At 54.0% G+C, this 16,283-nt stretch carries 11 protein-coding genes; 7 read left to right on the top strand and 4 right to left on the bottom strand.

What is annotated here, in order from left to right; genetic code table 11:
* Positions 1–153: 153 nt before the first annotated feature.
* Positions 154–1,650, top strand: a complete 1,497-nt coding sequence (locus ACH0VJ_RS12310; protein ID WP_000786259.1) for a PstS family phosphate ABC transporter substrate-binding protein — start codon at positions 154–156, stop codon at positions 1,648–1,650.
* Between the two features lie 9 nt (positions 1,651–1,659).
* Entirely contained in the window at positions 1,660–2,205 is a 546-nt protein-coding gene (locus ACH0VJ_RS12305) for a hypothetical protein (protein WP_000390374.1), read from the top strand.
* 47 nt (positions 2,206–2,252) lie between these two features.
* Here ACH0VJ_RS12305 and glpD read toward each other — a convergent pair whose 3' ends face one another.
* Entirely contained in the window at positions 2,253–3,761 is a 1,509-nt protein-coding gene (gene glpD, locus ACH0VJ_RS12300) for a glycerol-3-phosphate dehydrogenase (protein ID WP_000448178.1), read from the bottom strand.
* A 198-nt stretch (positions 3,762–3,959) separates the two neighbouring features.
* Between glpD and glpE the strand changes: the two genes are divergently transcribed.
* The 3 genes from glpE to ACH0VJ_RS12285 all read left to right on the top strand — a co-directional run bounded on the left by glpE (position 3,960) and on the right by ACH0VJ_RS12285 (position 6,044).
* The gene (gene glpE / locus ACH0VJ_RS12295; protein WP_000434523.1) at positions 3,960–4,286 is read left to right on the top strand and encodes a thiosulfate sulfurtransferase GlpE; all 327 of its coding nucleotides are present in this window, start codon (positions 3,960–3,962) and stop codon (positions 4,284–4,286) included.
* Between the two features lie 75 nt (positions 4,287–4,361).
* The gene (gene glpG / locus ACH0VJ_RS12290; protein WP_000928702.1) at positions 4,362–5,192 is read left to right on the top strand and encodes a rhomboid family intramembrane serine protease GlpG; all 831 of its coding nucleotides are present in this window, start codon (positions 4,362–4,364) and stop codon (positions 5,190–5,192) included.
* A 93-nt stretch (positions 5,193–5,285) separates the two neighbouring features.
* Complete coding sequence (locus ACH0VJ_RS12285; RefSeq protein ID WP_000815085.1) at positions 5,286–6,044, top strand: DeoR/GlpR family transcriptional regulator; 759 nt, start codon at positions 5,286–5,288, stop codon at positions 6,042–6,044.
* Positions 6,045–6,112: 68 nt separating this feature from the next.
* Here ACH0VJ_RS12285 and malT read toward each other — a convergent pair whose 3' ends face one another.
* On the bottom strand, positions 6,113–8,818 hold the full coding sequence (gene malT, locus ACH0VJ_RS12280) for an HTH-type transcriptional regulator MalT (protein WP_000907030.1): 2,706 nt from the start codon (positions 8,816–8,818) through the stop codon (positions 6,113–6,115).
* A 593-nt stretch (positions 8,819–9,411) separates the two neighbouring features.
* Between malT and malP the strand changes: the two genes are divergently transcribed.
* Both malP and malQ read left to right on the top strand, forming a co-directional pair.
* Positions 9,412–11,805, top strand: a complete 2,394-nt coding sequence (gene malP, locus ACH0VJ_RS12275; protein ID WP_000082260.1) for a maltodextrin phosphorylase — start codon at positions 9,412–9,414, stop codon at positions 11,803–11,805.
* 9 nt (positions 11,806–11,814) lie between these two features.
* Positions 11,815–13,893, top strand: coding sequence for a 4-alpha-glucanotransferase (malQ, locus tag ACH0VJ_RS12270; RefSeq protein WP_000428733.1), 2,079 nt, complete (start codon positions 11,815–11,817; stop codon positions 13,891–13,893).
* Between the two features lie 118 nt (positions 13,894–14,011).
* Here malQ and gntT read toward each other — a convergent pair whose 3' ends face one another.
* Both gntT and nfuA read right to left on the bottom strand, forming a co-directional pair.
* Entirely contained in the window at positions 14,012–15,328 is a 1,317-nt protein-coding gene (gene gntT, locus ACH0VJ_RS12265) for a gluconate transporter (RefSeq protein WP_001131732.1), read from the bottom strand.
* Positions 15,329–15,704: 376 nt separating this feature from the next.
* Positions 15,705–16,280 carry a Fe-S biogenesis protein NfuA gene (gene nfuA, locus ACH0VJ_RS12260; RefSeq protein WP_000619387.1) on the bottom strand — a complete coding sequence of 192 codons (576 nt, stop codon included), beginning with the start codon at positions 16,278–16,280 and terminating at the stop codon, positions 15,705–15,707.
* Positions 16,281–16,283 lie beyond the last annotated feature (3 nt).

Raw genomic sequence — 16,283 nt, 5'->3', positions numbered from 1 at the left:
AGCCTGTAAATAAAAAACGGCAGCCGGAACTTTCAACTTCTGTCTGCCGCTATCGTGAATGTTTTAACGTCGCGATTTCAGAAAAATGCATGGGGGGTGCTCAGGACTACCGGGTTTATACTTCCGTTATCGCAGGGATTAGCGGATAGAAAAATGAAAAATGCTAATTGGCTTTTTTTGTCAATCATAATGGCGTTTATCGGCGTGCCGCTGCTGGTGAACATTATTACGATTATCGTGGGGGGAATGTGGGCGTACATTAGCGTTCTTGAAAATAGTATCCCCGTCGCGCGATCTATTGAGAAGGCGACCATTATCCCGGTAGCGCTTCTGGGCGCGGGGTTAATTTTTCTCTGTGGCCGAATATGGGGAAAGGGAAATGCATCAGAGGTAAATCCAGAATGGCGTGATTGCTGCCTGCTTATGCCCGCTCTGGTGGTGCTGATGGGGTGGGTCATCCTGATGTTTCTCACCGATCTTAATATTCGCGCGATAGGGCGTAAACCCATCGCCCAGGTGGTGCAAACGCTTTGGTTAGTACCCAGCGTAATATCCTTTTTCAACGGCTGGGTATGGGCAGTGTTGCTCATCCCGGTTGGCTCGCAGCTCTGTTTTGCATTAGGGTATGGCGGTGCGCGTTGGGGAGTGCTACGCGGCGGTGCGGGCTACTCTTGTCGTAATCTGCTGGTGATTTGCCTGCTGTTTTTCGGGAGCTGTGCCGTATACCAGTCACATCTTTATGCCGTGAAGTATCCCGCTCCCGAGAGCAGTGAATATCTTTATTTCCGCGATTATCAGGCGCACACATGGGGCAACAAGCTAACCGGGCTGCGCGATGAACCGACACTTCTGCTCACCCAAAATTGGCCGCGGCTCGATGGCGCAACGGCTGGCTTGCCGTTATACGCCTCGGCTTTTTATGCGCTTACGCGCTTTCCGGATGATATCTGCCCTGAAGACTACCTTGAAAACCAGGGAACCATTGAAGCCTATCAAAATATCCTTAACGGTAATGCCGATCTTATTTTTGTCGCCCAGCCTTCCACTGCTCAAAAGCAATTGGCCGAGGCCAGTGGCGTAAAACTGGTTTACACCCCCTTTGCACGTGAAGCGTTTGTGTTTATCGTCAACCAAAACAATCCCGTGTCATCGTTGAGTGATGTACAAATTCGCGGCATTTTTAGCGGAAGAATCACCCACTGGAATGAGGTGGGCGGAGAGGCAATCGACATTAAGCCCTGGCAGCGACCAGAAAACTCTGGCAGCCAAACGGCGATGCTGGCGAAGGTAATGAAAGAAACAAAGCTGATGCCAGCGCAAACAACATCAGTGGCAACCGCGATGGGGGAAATGGTGGATATCGTGGCTGAGTATCGCAATACGCACAACGCCATTGGCTATACCTTTCGTTATTACGCTACGCAGATGCACAGCAATAAAGAGATTAAATTACTGGCGATAAACGATGTTGCGCCGACGGTTGAAAATATTCGTAACGGCAGTTACCCGTACACGGTTGATGTTTATATGGTTACCCGTGAACACCCCACAGCGGAAACACAAAAGCTGGTGGACTGGTTTCTAAGCCCGCAGGGACAACAGTTGGTGCAGGATGTGGGATATGTGCCGCTGTATCCGGCCGCGAAATAAAGGGACTAAATGGAAGATGTTAAATTATATGTGGAACGGGTAGGCGTAGACCCGGCCAGCGGCGCGGATATTCGTATTGCACGGCGTGAATCCACTTCGTGGCATAAAGATATTGTTGCTGAGCTGATTAATCAGGTCCTCCGGTGTGGTGCAACATTAATCATCATCGCTGTGCTGACCGCCTGCGATGATCGCCAGGTAAGCTACTTTCCTGATTATGCCGCCATACCCGAGCAGTCCGGTATCTGGACCTGGCTGCCTGTGTTCTTTCCATCGTCCGCCAGTGAAATAGAAATGACGTTTAACCTGGACAGCAATCTTTTTTATGCTGAATTTAGCGTGGCCGACGGTGATAAACGTGCGCATTTTGAAAGCGTGCTGGGGGAGGAGAGCGTGGTTCATTATGCCAACTTTCCTCATAAAAGCTGGTGTAAAACGGGGAAAACTCTCTGGAATAGCGAAGCGCGGGCAAAACCCTTCTTTATTACCAAAATAAGTGTCGATCGCTACCGTATCACTAATCATATGCCCGGCTGTACAAAACCCGGCGAGTGAATGCGGTATGTGGCGAAAAAGGGCGGTATAAACCGCCCCGGATTTTATTACGACGCCAGTGAAAGTTGGTGTTTCTCAACATACGCCGCCAGCCACTGGGTGATGCGGGACTGCTGCTCGGCGGTCAGCCACATGCCTTCTTTGGTGCGACGCCAGATAGCGTCTTCAGTACGGCGCACCCATTCGTGATCCACCAGGTACTTGAGTTCCGCTTCGTAAAACTCATGACCGAAATCTTCGCCTAAATCAAGCAGTGACGTGGCTTCGCCGAGAATCCACTCCGTGTTGCTGCCGTAAGTGCGCGAATAGTGGCGCGCCAGCGATTCCGTCAGGAACGGATAACGACGACGCAGCTTCGCCGCGTAATCTTCGCGGCTGCCGTCGATGTCGCCGCCGGGCAGTACGCACGTTTTGGTCCATGCCGGCCCGATGCCTGGATAATAAGACGCCAGTTTTTCCATCGCATGTTCGGCCAGCTTACGGTAGGTCGTGAGCTTACCGCCAAACACGGAAAGCAGCGGCGCTTTGCCGTTTTCATCATGGATATCCAGGGTGTAATCGCGAGTGATCGCCTGCGGTGAGTCGGACTCATCATCGCACAGCGGACGGACGCCGGAGTACGTCCAGACGATGTCATCGCGCCCCAGTTGTTTCTGGAAGTGCGCGTTATAGACCTTCAACAGGTAATTAATTTCGCTCTCTTCAATTTTTACTGCTTTCGGATCGCCTTTATATTCGACATCGGTTGTGCCAATGATCGAAAACTCTTCCATCCACGGAATGACAAAGACGATACGCTTATCTTCGTTTTGCAGAATATACGCCTGCTTCTGATTATGGACGCGCGGCACGACGATATGGCTGCCTTTGATCAGGCGGATGCCATACGGCGACGGCAGATGCATCCCTTCGTCGAAGAACTGTTTGACCCACGGTCCGGTGGCGTTAACCAGTCCGCGCGCCTGCCAGACATATTTTTTACCGGTGTCGATATCTTCCGCTTCGACAATCCACAGACCATTTTCCCGACGAGCGGCGGTTGCGCGAGTACGGGTAAGGACTTCGCCGCCTTTACGCACCACCATCTGTGCGTTAGCCAGCACCAGACGCGCATCGTCTACCCAGCAGTCGGAATATTCGAATCCGCGCACGATTTCCGGTTTGAGCACCGAATCTGCGCCAAACCGCACACCGGTGGAACCGGGTAAACTGGTACGTTTGCCGAGGTGATCGTACATAAACAGACCGATACGGATCATCCAGGCCGGACGTAAATGCGGGCGGTGCGGCAGACGAAAACGCATCGGGAAGGCGATGTGCGGCGCCATTTTCAACAGCACTTCACGTTCTGCCAGCGCTTCGCTGACCAGGCGGAACTCGTAGTGTTCAAGGTAGCGTAAGCCGCCGTGGATAAGTTTCGAACTGGCGGAAGAGGTCGCGCAGGCCAAATCCTGCGCTTCCAGCATGAGTACGGACAAACCGCGTCCGGCGGCATCAGCCGCGATGCCTGCACCGTTAATGCCCCCGCCTATCACGATCAGATCTTTGGTTTCCATGCTGCCCTCTTGCACTTTCGTTAAAGTTCAAAAATGTTCGTTATCGAACATAATAGCAAAGAAACGCGCTATTGGTAACATCGAAAAAACATTTTAGAGTGATATGTATAACATTATGGCGTTAAGCTACTCCGTCAACGTACACTGGGCGATAAAATGCCTTAATTGGCTTCACCGGCAATAATGAAAGAGCGATTCATGGAACAATTTGAATGTATCACTGTAGAAGAGGCGTATCAGAAACTGCACCAGGGCGCGGCGGTGCTGGTCGATATTCGCGATCCGCAAAGTTATGCCATGGGTCATGCGCCGCAGGCGTTTCACTTGACTAACGATACGCTGGGCGCGTTTATGCGTGAGCATGGTTTCGATACCGCGGTGATGGTAATGTGCTATCACGGCAACAGTAGTAAAGGCGCCGCGCAGTATCTGCTCCAGCAAGGCTATGATGCGGTTTACAGCATTGACGGCGGGTTTGAGGCCTGGCATCGCCGTTTCCCTGCCGATGTCGCGAATGGCGCGTAATCCCATAAAGATGCAGCCTCCGACGAGAAGGGTATATATACTGTCTTCTTTTGTATGGACTAAGCGACAGCAATAATGTTGATGATTACTTCCTTTGCGAATCCTCGCGTGGCGCAGGCATTTGTTGATTACATGGCCACCCAGGGCGTCATTCTTACTATTCAGCAACATAATCAAAGCGATATCTGGCTGGCAGATGAATCGCAGGCCGAACGTGTGCGGGTCGAGCTGGCGCGGTTTATAGAAAATCCCGGCGATCCGCGTTATCTGGCGGCTAGCTGGCAGTCCGGGCAGACTAACAGCGGGCTACGCTACCGCCGTTTTCCCTTTCTCGCCACGCTGCGTGAACGAGCCGGCCCTGTTACCTGGATCGTGATGCTCGCCTGCGTGCTGGTCTATATCGCGATGAGTCTCATCGGCGATCAGACGGTGATGGTGTGGCTGGCGTGGCCGTTCGATCCGGTTTTAAAATTTGAAGTCTGGCGCTACTTCACCCATATCTTTATGCACTTCTCACTGATGCATATTCTTTTTAACCTGCTGTGGTGGTGGTATCTCGGCGGGGCGGTAGAGAAGCGCCTGGGCAGCGGTAAATTAATCGTCATTACGGTGATAAGCGCGCTGCTAAGCGGCTATGTACAGCAGAAATTTAGCGGCCCGTGGTTTGGCGGGCTGTCCGGCGTCGTCTATGCGCTGATGGGTTACGTGTGGCTGCGCGGAGAGCGCGATCCGCAAAGCGGAATTTACCTCCAGCGCGGCTTAATTATTTTTGCATTATTGTGGATAGTCGCTGGTTGGTTTGACTGGTTTGGCATGTCTATGGCGAACGGCGCGCACATCGCCGGGCTTATCGTCGGTTTAGCGATGGCCTTTGTTGATACGCTGAATGCGCGAAAACGAACGTGAGGCGTATCCGGCCTGTGGTCGAGATATTTTTCCAGGCCGGGTAGGGCGAATGCCGCTATCCGGCGCAAGGTTGGTTACTTTCAGAGATTATTCATGAAACAAACACAACGGCATGACGCGATCATTGAACTGGTGAAAAAACAGGGGTACGTCAGTACGGAAGAGCTGGTGGAGCATTTTTCTGTCAGCCCGCAAACCATTCGTCGGGATCTTAACGATCTGGCGGAACAGAATATGATTTTGCGCCACCACGGCGGCGCGGCGTTGCCATCCAGCTCGGTGAACACGCCGTGGCACGATCGTAAGGCGACGCAAACGGAAGAAAAAGAGCGCATCGCTCGCAAAGTCGCGGCCCAGATCCCCAATGGTTCAACGCTGTTTATTGATATCGGCACGACGCCGGAAGCCGTAGCGCACGCCCTGTTAGGGCACAGTAATTTGCGGATCGTGACCAACAATTTGAACGTAGCGAACACGCTAATGGCGAAAGAGGATTTTCGTATTATCCTCGCTGGCGGCGAACTCCGTAGCCGCGACGGCGGCATTATTGGCGAAGCGACGCAGGACTTTATCGCCCAGTTCCGTCTCGATTTCGGCATTCTCGGTATTAGCGGTATTGATAGCGACGGCTCGTTGCTGGAATTTGACTACCATGAGGTACGCACCAAGCGCGCGATTATCGAAAATTCGCGCCACGTGATGCTGGTGGTGGATCACTCTAAATTTGGCCGTAACGCGATGGTAAACATGGGCAGCATTAGTATGGTCGATGCGGTCTACACCGATACCCTGCCGCCGCCGGGCGTGATGCAGGTGTTGACGGAGAACCATATCCAACTGGAGCTGTGTTAAAGAGACTGTCTTATCAGGCCTACACTCTGCGCGTGATCGTAGGCCTGATAAGCTCATCAGGCATTAATTTAAACCCCGTACCCCATCATCTTCAGCAACTGCTGCGCGTGCTGTACCGCGTCCTGACGGTGCGCGACGCCGAGTTTCTGGTAGAGGTTGCGGATATGCGTCTTAATGGTGGTCGCGGCCACCGCCAGTTCGCCGGCAATCTGTTCGTTGCTGTAACCGGAATAGATAAGCCCTAACACCTGCCATTCACGCTGGGTGAGCGGGCTGGTGCGAATAAGCTCCGGGACATCCGGATGGTTAAGCAGGCGCTCGACGAAGCCTTCGTCAAAATGGGCGAATTTATGCCGGTGATGTTGGTTAATCTCTCGCAGGATGCGCTGCGCGCGATGCTGCTCCATCTCCGGCAGCGTATTGAGCTGGATAAGCTGACGCAATTGTTGCGCCATGGCTTCGCCTTCAATCACAAAATGGCTGATAAATCCGGTGCGGTTGGCAAGCTGTAAGGCATCAAGCAATACGCGCTGGGCGTCGTTTTTCCGCCCGGATTGCCAGTAAAGCTGATTGAGTAACAGCAGATTGCGGTTTAAATCGCTCATTAAGCGCAGGCTACGGGCATTCTCATTTAACTCTTCCAGCACGATTTCCGCAGGCTCGAATTCGCCCAGCAAGATCTGCGCGCGGGCGATATTCCGCCATTGCCCTTGCAGAAAATGGTTATTGGCAAACGCCGGTTTGGGCGTATGACGTAACCAGTTGGCGGCGGATTTTTTGTCGCCGGTTAACTGCCAGTAAATGACACGCACCTTATCGGCGTTAGAGATCCAGTCGCAGTGATAACGACCATTGCCTAATAAATTTTCCAGTCGGTTAAGCTGACTACGGGCATTATCCAGATCGCCGCGCGCCAGCGAGCACTGCACCAGTAACGTCAGGCACTGCAACTGTTGTTGCGGCTGGAAGGTGGACAGCACAGCGATACCGCTGCGCGCCGAGGCCTCCGCTTCGTCAAGGCGCGCCCACGCCCACAGCAATTGCGCGCGGATACGTACCAGAAACTCATGCATCGGCAGTTGTTCCAGATGTTGCTCTTTGATCAACTGGAAGGCTCTCTCCTGCGTTTCCCATGCGGCCTGCAGGAATCCCTGGGCGAACTGAATTTCGCTTTGTTGAATTAAGCTCCACAGCGCGTAATGCCAGACGTCATGATGGCGTGCCATTTGTTCGGTTTGCTGCATCAGCGATAAAGACTGGCTAAGATCGCCTTTACAGTGCAGCACTTCGCCGTGAACGGAGGTCGCGACAATGCGGCTATAAAACCAGGCGAGAGGAAGCTCATCCAGCGCCAGTTTCGCCAGCCGCTCTGCCTCTTCCGGATTGCCGTCGTTGATGGCGACCTGGGCGCGCAGCGCGTTAAATTCAGCATGTAGCGTGCCGTCCATGACCCCTTTGATCTCTTGCTCGGCGCGCGCCAGCAGCGTATTCACTTCGCTGTAGCGGTGTTGGCTTTGCATCAGCCAGGCCTGTAACAACACCAGCCGCGGATTTTCCAGCAGGCTTTCCCACGGCAGCGCTTTTAATGACTCTTCCAGCAGCGCCAGTTCACTGTGATTAAACAGCCCCCACGCATGGTTAAGCAGGATATCGCGCAGCATTTGCGCGTCACCCGCCGCCAGCGCATGATGTATAGCTTCGCTGGGAAAACCTTGTTCCATCCAGCTTTCCGCGGCCGCACGGTGGATCTCCGGCAGTTCCGCCGCCAGTTCCCACTGGCAACGCTGGCGCAGAAAGCTACCAAACAACGGGTGATAGCTGAACCATTCGCCCGTGTCGTCCATGCGTTGCAGGAATAACCCCTGGCGCTCAATCTCCTCCAGCCGCATCTGGCCGTTTTCTTCGCCGGTCACGCGCACAATCAACGCGTCATTCATTGAGCGTAAGATCGCGCTTTTAAGTAAAAAATGTCGGGTGCTGACATCCACGTTATCCAGTACTTCGTCCACCAGATAATCAGAAAGGTGGCTGGCATTAATCCCGGCAAGACGGCGGGCGGAGTGATGCGCAGAGGTATGGTTCTGGCGCGCGGAGAGGGCGATCAACTGTAGCGCAGTGGCCCAACCGGCCACATCGTCGCACATACGACTGCTCTCAGCGGCTTCAATGGGCGACGAAAGGCGACGGTCAAAAAATTGCTTTGCTTCCTGATGGTTAAAAGCTAACTGCTGGCTGCCGATTTCCAACAGCTGATCGCGCACGCGCAGATTAGCGATGCCCAGTTGCGGCAAATTACGCGATAACACCACCAGGGTGAAATTTTCCGGCTGATGCCGTAAGAAAAAGCGCATCGCGTCGTGAATCACCGGATTGGTAATCAAATGGTAGTCGTCAATCACCAGATAAAGCGGGCGATGCCACTGCGCCAGTTCAATAAAGAGCTGTGCGAAGAGAGACGTCAGGCTGGCGTACTGACGTTTTTGCGCCATCGCTTCGCTGGTAGAGCAGTGTCCGCCGGTGGCCTGTTGGATAGCGGCAATTAAGTAACTGGCGAATCGCTCTTGCTGGTTATCGCCTTCGTCGAGAGAGTACCAGCCTAATTCATTTTTGCCCGCCGCCCACTGTGAGACAAGCGTGGTTTTCCCATAGCCAGCAGGACTGGTTACCAGGGCGAGCCTGAAATTGTTCGCGCCGGAAAGTTTAGCCAACAGCCGCTCACGAACCACGGTATGGTCGAGACGAACCGGACGACTTAATTTAGACGGAATCAACATAGCAATCACTTCACTGTGGGAAATGGGGGGAACTGCGATTTTTTTTGCGCTTCGTAATTAATAGATATAAGGTCGGCCAGAAAGCATTTTAATGCAAGCTAAGCAGACTTTTTATGTGTCTGAATTTGCACTCTGTCACAATTCTAAATAACGGTATTAAAAAAGTATTCGGCGCGGTTGAAACGAGCGTCAGAGCTGGGCTGAGGTCATATTTCCGTTATTGTAAATAATGTCCTGGACAGGATGCGGATTTAACACAATGGCGATACCAGGCGTTTAATTAATTATGTTAAGTTAGTGAACCTCCCGCTGCTGAATATTTCAGGTAAGAAACTATTTCGGCGTTCATATAATCTTCGAAAATACCCCTTCGCGATTTACTGTTATTTCTGTTTATTCATTTGATTATGCGTAACACTGGGTGTCGTTGACAGGAATCGGCGCGTTTATACAGGGGTAAGTGGCGGCGATCACACTTTTATGCTCATCCCCGCTCCTCCTCCCTCCCTAATCATTGCCGGGAGGAGGAAGGTCAACATCGAGCCTGGCAAACTAGCGATAACGTTGTTTTATTACCCGAGGACGGATTTCCTATGTCACAGCCAACCTTCAATAAAGATCAATTCCAGGCCGCCCTGACGCGTCAGTGGCAGCGTTTCGGTTTACTGTCGGCGTCCGACATGACGCCTCGTCAGTGGTGGCAGGCCGTTAGCGGCGCGCTGGCGGAATTACTGAGCGCGCAACCGGTAGCGCAGCCGACGAAAGGCCAGCGTCATGTGAACTACATTTCGATGGAATTTTTGATTGGCCGCCTGACGGGAAATAACCTGTTAAATCTGGGATGGTACCAGGACGTTAGCGATGTGCTGAAAGCGCACGATATTAATCTGACCAATCTGCTGGAAGAGGAAGTCGATCCGGCGCTCGGCAACGGTGGTCTGGGACGTCTGGCCGCCTGCTTCCTCGATTCGATGGCCACCGTCGGGCAGTCCGCTACGGGCTATGGTCTGAACTACCAGTATGGGCTGTTCCGTCAGTCATTTGTTGAAGGCAAGCAGATGGAAGCGCCGGATGACTGGCATCGCGGCAGCTATCCGTGGTTCCGCCACAACGAGGCGCTGGACGTCCAGGTTGGGATCGGCGGTAAAGTCACCAAAGAAGGGCGCTGGAAGCCAGGTTTTGTGATTACAGGCCAGGCCTGGGATCTGCCGGTGTTAGGCTATCGTAACGGTGTCGCGCAACCGCTGCGTTTGTGGCAGGCGACCCACGCCCATCCGTTTGATCTGACCAAATTCAACGACGGCGCTTTCCTGCGGGCGGAACAGCAGGGTATCGATGCGGAAAAACTGACGAAGGTGCTTTATCCCAACGATAACCACACGGCGGGCAAAAAACTGCGCCTGATGCAGCAATACTTCCAGTGCGCCTGCTCGGTAGCGGATATTCTGCGTCGCCATCATCTGGCCGGACGCAAACTGCATGAGCTGGCGGATTACGAGGTCATTCAGTTGAACGATACTCACCCGACCATCGCCATTCCGGAACTGCTGCGCGTGCTGATTGACGAGCACCAGCTGAGCTGGGATGACGCCTGGGCTATCACCAGCAAAACCTTCGCCTACACCAACCACACCCTGATGCCGGAAGCGCTGGAGTGCTGGGACGAGAGGTTAATCAAAGCGCTGTTGCCGCGTCATATGCAGATTATCAAGCAGATTAACGACAGCTTTAAGACGCTGGTCGATAAGACCTGGCCTGGCGATAAGCAGGTATGGGCAAAACTGGCGGTGGTGCACGACCGTCAGGTACGCATGGCCAATATGTGCGTGGTCAGCGGCTTTGCGGTCAACGGTGTGGCGGCGCTGCACTCCGATCTGGTGGTGAAAGATCTGTTCCCGGAATATCACCAGCTTTGGCCGAACAAATTCCACAATGTCACCAACGGCATTACGCCGCGTCGCTGGATCAAACAGTGCAATCCGCAGCTTGCGGCGTTGCTGGATAAAACGCTGAAAAAAGAGTGGGCTAACGATCTCGACCAGTTGATCAACCTCGAAAAATACGCTGACGACGCCAAATTCCGTCAGCAATATCGCGACATCAAACGGGCGAACAAGGAGCGCCTGGTGAAATTTATCCAGGCCCGTACCGGGATTGAGATTTCGAGCCATGCGATTTTTGATATTCAAATCAAACGTCTGCACGAGTACAAGCGTCAGCATCTGAATCTGTTGCATATTCTGGCGCTGTACAAAGAGATCCGCGAAAACCCGCAGGCCGACCGCGTACCGCGCGTATTCCTGTTTGGCGCGAAGGCGGCGCCGGGCTATTACCTGGCGAAGAACATCATTTTTGCTATCAATAAGGTTGCGGAAGCCATTAATAACGACCCGGCGGTGGGTGATAAGCTGAAGGTGGTTTTCCTGCCGGATTACTGCGTCTCGGCGGCGGAAATGCTCATTCCTGCGGCGGATATTTCCGAGCAAATTTCTACCGCCGGGAAAGAGGCGTCCGGCACCGGCAACATGAAACTGGCGCTGAACGGGGCGTTGACTGTGGGAACGCTGGACGGCGCTAACGTTGAAATCGCTGAAAAGGTGGGTGAAGAGAATATCTTTATCTTTGGCCATACTGTGGAAGAGGTCAAGGCGCTCAAAGCCAAAGGCTACGATCCGGTGAAATGGCGTAAAAAAGACAAAGTGCTGGATGCGGTGCTAAAAGAGCTGGAAAGCGGTCAATACAGCGATGGCGATAAACATGCCTTTGACCAGATGCTGCATAGCCTCGGCAAACAGGGGGGCGATCCGTACCTGGTCATGGCGGACTTCGCCGCTTATGTCGAGGCGCAAAAGCAGGTGGATGCGCTGTATCGCGACCAGGAAGCGTGGACGCGCGCCGCGATCCTCAATACCGCGCGCTGCGGTATGTTCAGTTCCGATCGCTCTATTCGCGATTATCAGGCCCGTATCTGGCAGGCAAAACGCTAAGGGAGCGCGATGGAAAATAAACGTCTCGATAGTGCCGCGCTGGCGGCGGGGATCAGTCCCAGTTACATCAATGCTCATGGCAAACCGCAGTCTATTGGCGCTGAAACCAAGAGACGTTTGCTGGCGGCGATGCACGGCACGACAACAGGACCACAGTCGGTCGTGCCGAATGTGAAGGTTTATACCGCGGGTAAAAAAATGGCGTTGCCGGTAGAGGGGCGCGGTGAGTTTGCCTGGCTGCTGACTACGGAAGAGGGCGTGCATTACAAAGGGCGCGTGACGGGCGGTAAAAAACTTAACCTTCCGGCTACATTGCCGGAGGGCTACCACACCCTGACGTTGACTCAGGATGAACAGCGTACGCACTGCCGTATTATCGTTGCCCCGCCGCGATGCTATGAGCCGCAGGCGCTGCTGGAGGGGAAAAAACTGTGGGGGGCCTGCGTCCAGCTTTATACTCTGCGTTCAGAAAAAAACTGGGGTATTGGCGATTTCGGCGATTTGAAGTCGATGCTGGTCGACGTGGCGACACGCGGCGGCGCGTTTATCGGCCTGAACCCGATCCACGCGCTTTATCCGGCGAATCCGGAGAGCGCCAGTCCCTACAGCCCCTCGTCTCGTCGCTGGCTGAACGTGATATATATCGACGTCAACGCCGTCGAAGATTTCCGCCTGAGCGAAGAGGCGCAGGCATGGTGGCAAATGCCCGCCACACAGCAAAAGCTGCGACAGGCACGCGATGCGCAATGGGTGGATTACGCTACCGTTACCGCGCTGAAAATCACGGCGCTGCGGATGGCGTGGACGCGGTTTGCCGCTCGCGACGATGCGCAAATGGCGGAGTTTCGTCACTTTATCGCCCGCGAAGGCGAAAGCCTTTACTGGCAGGCGGCATTCGACGCGCTGCATGCGTATCAGGTAAAAGAGGATGAGCAGCGCTGGGGCTGGCCAGCCTGGCCGGAGGCGTACCAGTCGGTAGAGTCTCCCGCGGTAAAACAATTCTGTGAAGCGCACCGCGAAGAGGTGGAGTTTTACCTCTGGCTTCAGTGGCTGGCCTGGCGCCAATTCGCCGCCTGCTGGGATACCTGCCAGAGTTTTAAACTACCGATTGGTCTGTACCGCGATCTGGCGGTTGGCGTAGCGGAAGGCGGCGCGGAAACCTGGTGCGACCGGGAGCTGTACTGCCTGAAAGCATCTGTCGGCGCGCCGCCGGATATCCTCGGCCCGCTCGGTCAGAACTGGGGGCTGCCGCCGATGGACCCGCATATCATTGTCGCCCGGGCGTATGAGCCCTTTATCGACCTGCTGCGCGCCAATATGCAAAACTGCGGCGCGTTGCGCATTGACCATGTCATGTCGTTGCTGCGTCTGTGGTGGATACCGTATGGCGAAACAGCGGATCAGGGGGCTTACGTCCATTATCCGGTAGATGATTTGCTTTCTATTCTGGCGCTGGAGAGCCAACGTCACCGCTGTATGGTGATAGGCGAAGATCTGGGGACGGTGCCAGTTGAGATTGTCGGCAAGCTGCGCGATAGCGGGGTCTATTCTTATAAAGTGCTGTGGTTTGAAAATGACCTTGAGAAAAACTTCCGCGCGCCAGGCGCGTATCCGCAACAATCGATGGCTGTCGCCTCGACGCACGATCTCCCCACGCTGCGCGGCTATTGGGAATGCGGTGACCTGACGTTGGGTAAAGCTCTGGGGCTTTATCCGGATGAAGTGATTCTGCGCGGGCTGTATGAGGATCGCGAGCGGGCGAAACAGGGGCTATTGGACGCGCTGCATAAATATGGCTGTCTACCAAAACGCGCCGGGCATAAGGCATCGTTAATGTCGATGACGCCAACGCTAAATCGCGGACTTCAGCGCTATATCGCCGACAGTAACAGCGGTCTATTGGGGCTTCAGCCGGAGGACTGGCTGGATATGGCCGATCCGGTTAACGTACCGGGCACCAGCGATCAGTATAAAAACTGGCGGCGGAAGCTCACCGCCACGCTGGAGCAGATGTTTGCCGATGAGGGCGTAAACAAGCTGATTAAGGATTTGGATAAGCGCCGAAAAGCGGCCGCGAAGAAGAAGTAATAAAGCCGGGGATTTCCCCGGCTTTATTATGGTGAGAGCACGTAGGTCTGATAAGCGCAGCGCCATCAGGCAATCCTGGCGCACATTGCTGCCTTATCCGGCCTACAAGCTGTCTCGCTTAAACCACCATACCCAACAGCAGACAGCCGATCAGGCCGCAGACGGAGATGATCGTTTCCAGCATCGACCAGGATTTAATGGTCTCGCCGATAGTCAAATTGAAATACTCTTTGAACAGCCAGAAGCCTGGGTCGTTGACGTGAGAGAAAATCACGCTCCCGGAACCGACTGCGATAACCATCAGTTCAGGGCTAACGCCGGTAGTGGCGATCAGCGGCGCCGCAATGCCGCCTGCGGTAATCGCCGCGACAGTCGCAGAGCCCAGCGCGATACGCAGCACCGCCGCGATAGACCACGCCATCAACAGCGGAGAGACATTGGTTTCATGCATCATTGAAGCGATGTATTTATCCACGCCGCTATCGACCAGCACCTGCTTGAACGCGCCGCCGCCGCCGATGATCAGCAGCATCATGGCGATAATTTTGATGGAAGAGATCAGCGTATCGTTAATCTGATCCATTGAACGCCCGCGGTTCAGGCCAAAGGTGAACATCGCAATCAGTACGGCAATTAACGTAGCCATTACCGGGTCGCCCAGGAACTCGGCAACGGGCAGGAAAGCGTGGCCTTTTGGCAGAATCATCTCGGCAATCGCACGCATCGCCATCAGAATCACCGGAACCAGCGACGTCCAGACGCTGACGCCAAAGCCCGGCATCTCTTCTTCCGTAAAAGTTTTCGCGCTGTACAGGCCTTCCGGGATCGGCTTATCGATACCTTTCAGGAAACGGGCGTAAACCGGTCCGGCAAGGATCACGGTCGGGATTGCCAGAATCGTACCAAACAGCAGCGTCTTACCCATATCGGCATGGAAAATCGTGGCGATCGCGGTTGGACCCGGGTGCGGCGGCAGGAAGCCGTGTGTGACGGAGAGCGCCGCGGCCATCGGCACGCCGACGTACAGTAACGGGATATTCGCCGCTGCGGCAATGGTGAATACCAGCGGCAGCATCAGAACGAAGCCCACTTCATAGAACAGAGCGAAGCCGACGGTAAAGCCGGTTAACACGACGGCCCACTGAATATGCTTTTTACCAAATTTCGCGATCAGGGTAGTGGCGATACGTTGAGCGCCGCCGCAGTCGGCAAGCATTTTGCCCAGCATGGCGCCGAACCCCATAATCAGGGCCAGACTGCCAAGCGTACCGCCGACACCGGCTTTGATGGAGCCGATGACTTTATCCAGAGGCATTCCCTGCATCAACCCGACAGCGAGCGCTACCAGGACAAGGGCGATAAATCCGTTCATTTTGAAGCGGATCATCAGAAGAAGTAACAAGATAACACCGATAGCAACGATGACTAATGGCATGATTTACCTGGCCTTTACTTTGTTATGGGTAACGTCATTGTTTCGACGACAAATTCCTGTTGTTCCCGACGGGAACAGAGTCGCAATAGCACCAATACTGATTACCGTTGAAACGAATGAGCGTAGTCAGATGTTATATGGATGTTAGGTGCCCATAAGAATGATACGGGTAACATATGGGTGTTGAAAATGACCCTGGCAGGCAAAATTTAAATTATGAGACACAGGTCATGTTATCGGCGAAAGAAGAAGGGCCATTGTTATGAGATGTGGTTGATAGCGCCGGATGGCGGCGTAGACGCCTTATTCGGCCTACGGTGGGGCAGACAAGGCCCGACAGGCGCAAGCGCCATCGGGCATGGATGCGGGGAAAATCTTAGTAGTAGGAGTGCTCGCCGCGCTGGTGTTCGGTCAGATCGCGAACCCCTTTCAGTTCCGGGAATTCATTCAGCAACTGTTTCTCGATCCCTTCTTTCAGCGTGACGTCAACCATCGAGCAACCGTTACAACCGCCGCCAAACTGCAGAATTGCATAGCCTTCATCGGTAATTTCCATCAGCGAGACGCGACCGCCGTGGCCCGCCAACTGCGGGTTAATCTGCGATTGCAGAGCATATTCCACGCGCTCCATCAGCGGCGCGTCATCGGCCACTTTGCGCATCTTCGCGTTTGGCGCTTTCAATGTAAGTTGAGAACCTAGCTGGTCGGTCACGAAATCAATTTCCGCGTCTTCCAGATAGGGCGCGCTCAGTTCATCGACATAAGCGGTCAACAGGTCAAATTTCAGTGCAGTATCGGTGGCTTCTACGGCGTCGGGCGGACAATAAGAAACACCGCACTCTGCGTTAGGAGTGCCGGGATTAATGACAAATACGCGGATTTGCGTCCCTTCTTCCTGATTTGCCAGCAGTTTGGCAAAGTGCGCTTGTGCAGCATCGGAAATACGGATCATAGT

It is taken from the genome of Salmonella sp. 2020_1459 (assembly GCF_043847915.1).
GTDB classification, from domain to species: Bacteria; Pseudomonadota; Gammaproteobacteria; order Enterobacterales; family Enterobacteriaceae; genus Salmonella; species Salmonella enterica.
Note: the sequence above shows the minus strand (reverse complement) of the source record. Positions and strands in the feature narration are given on the sequence as shown.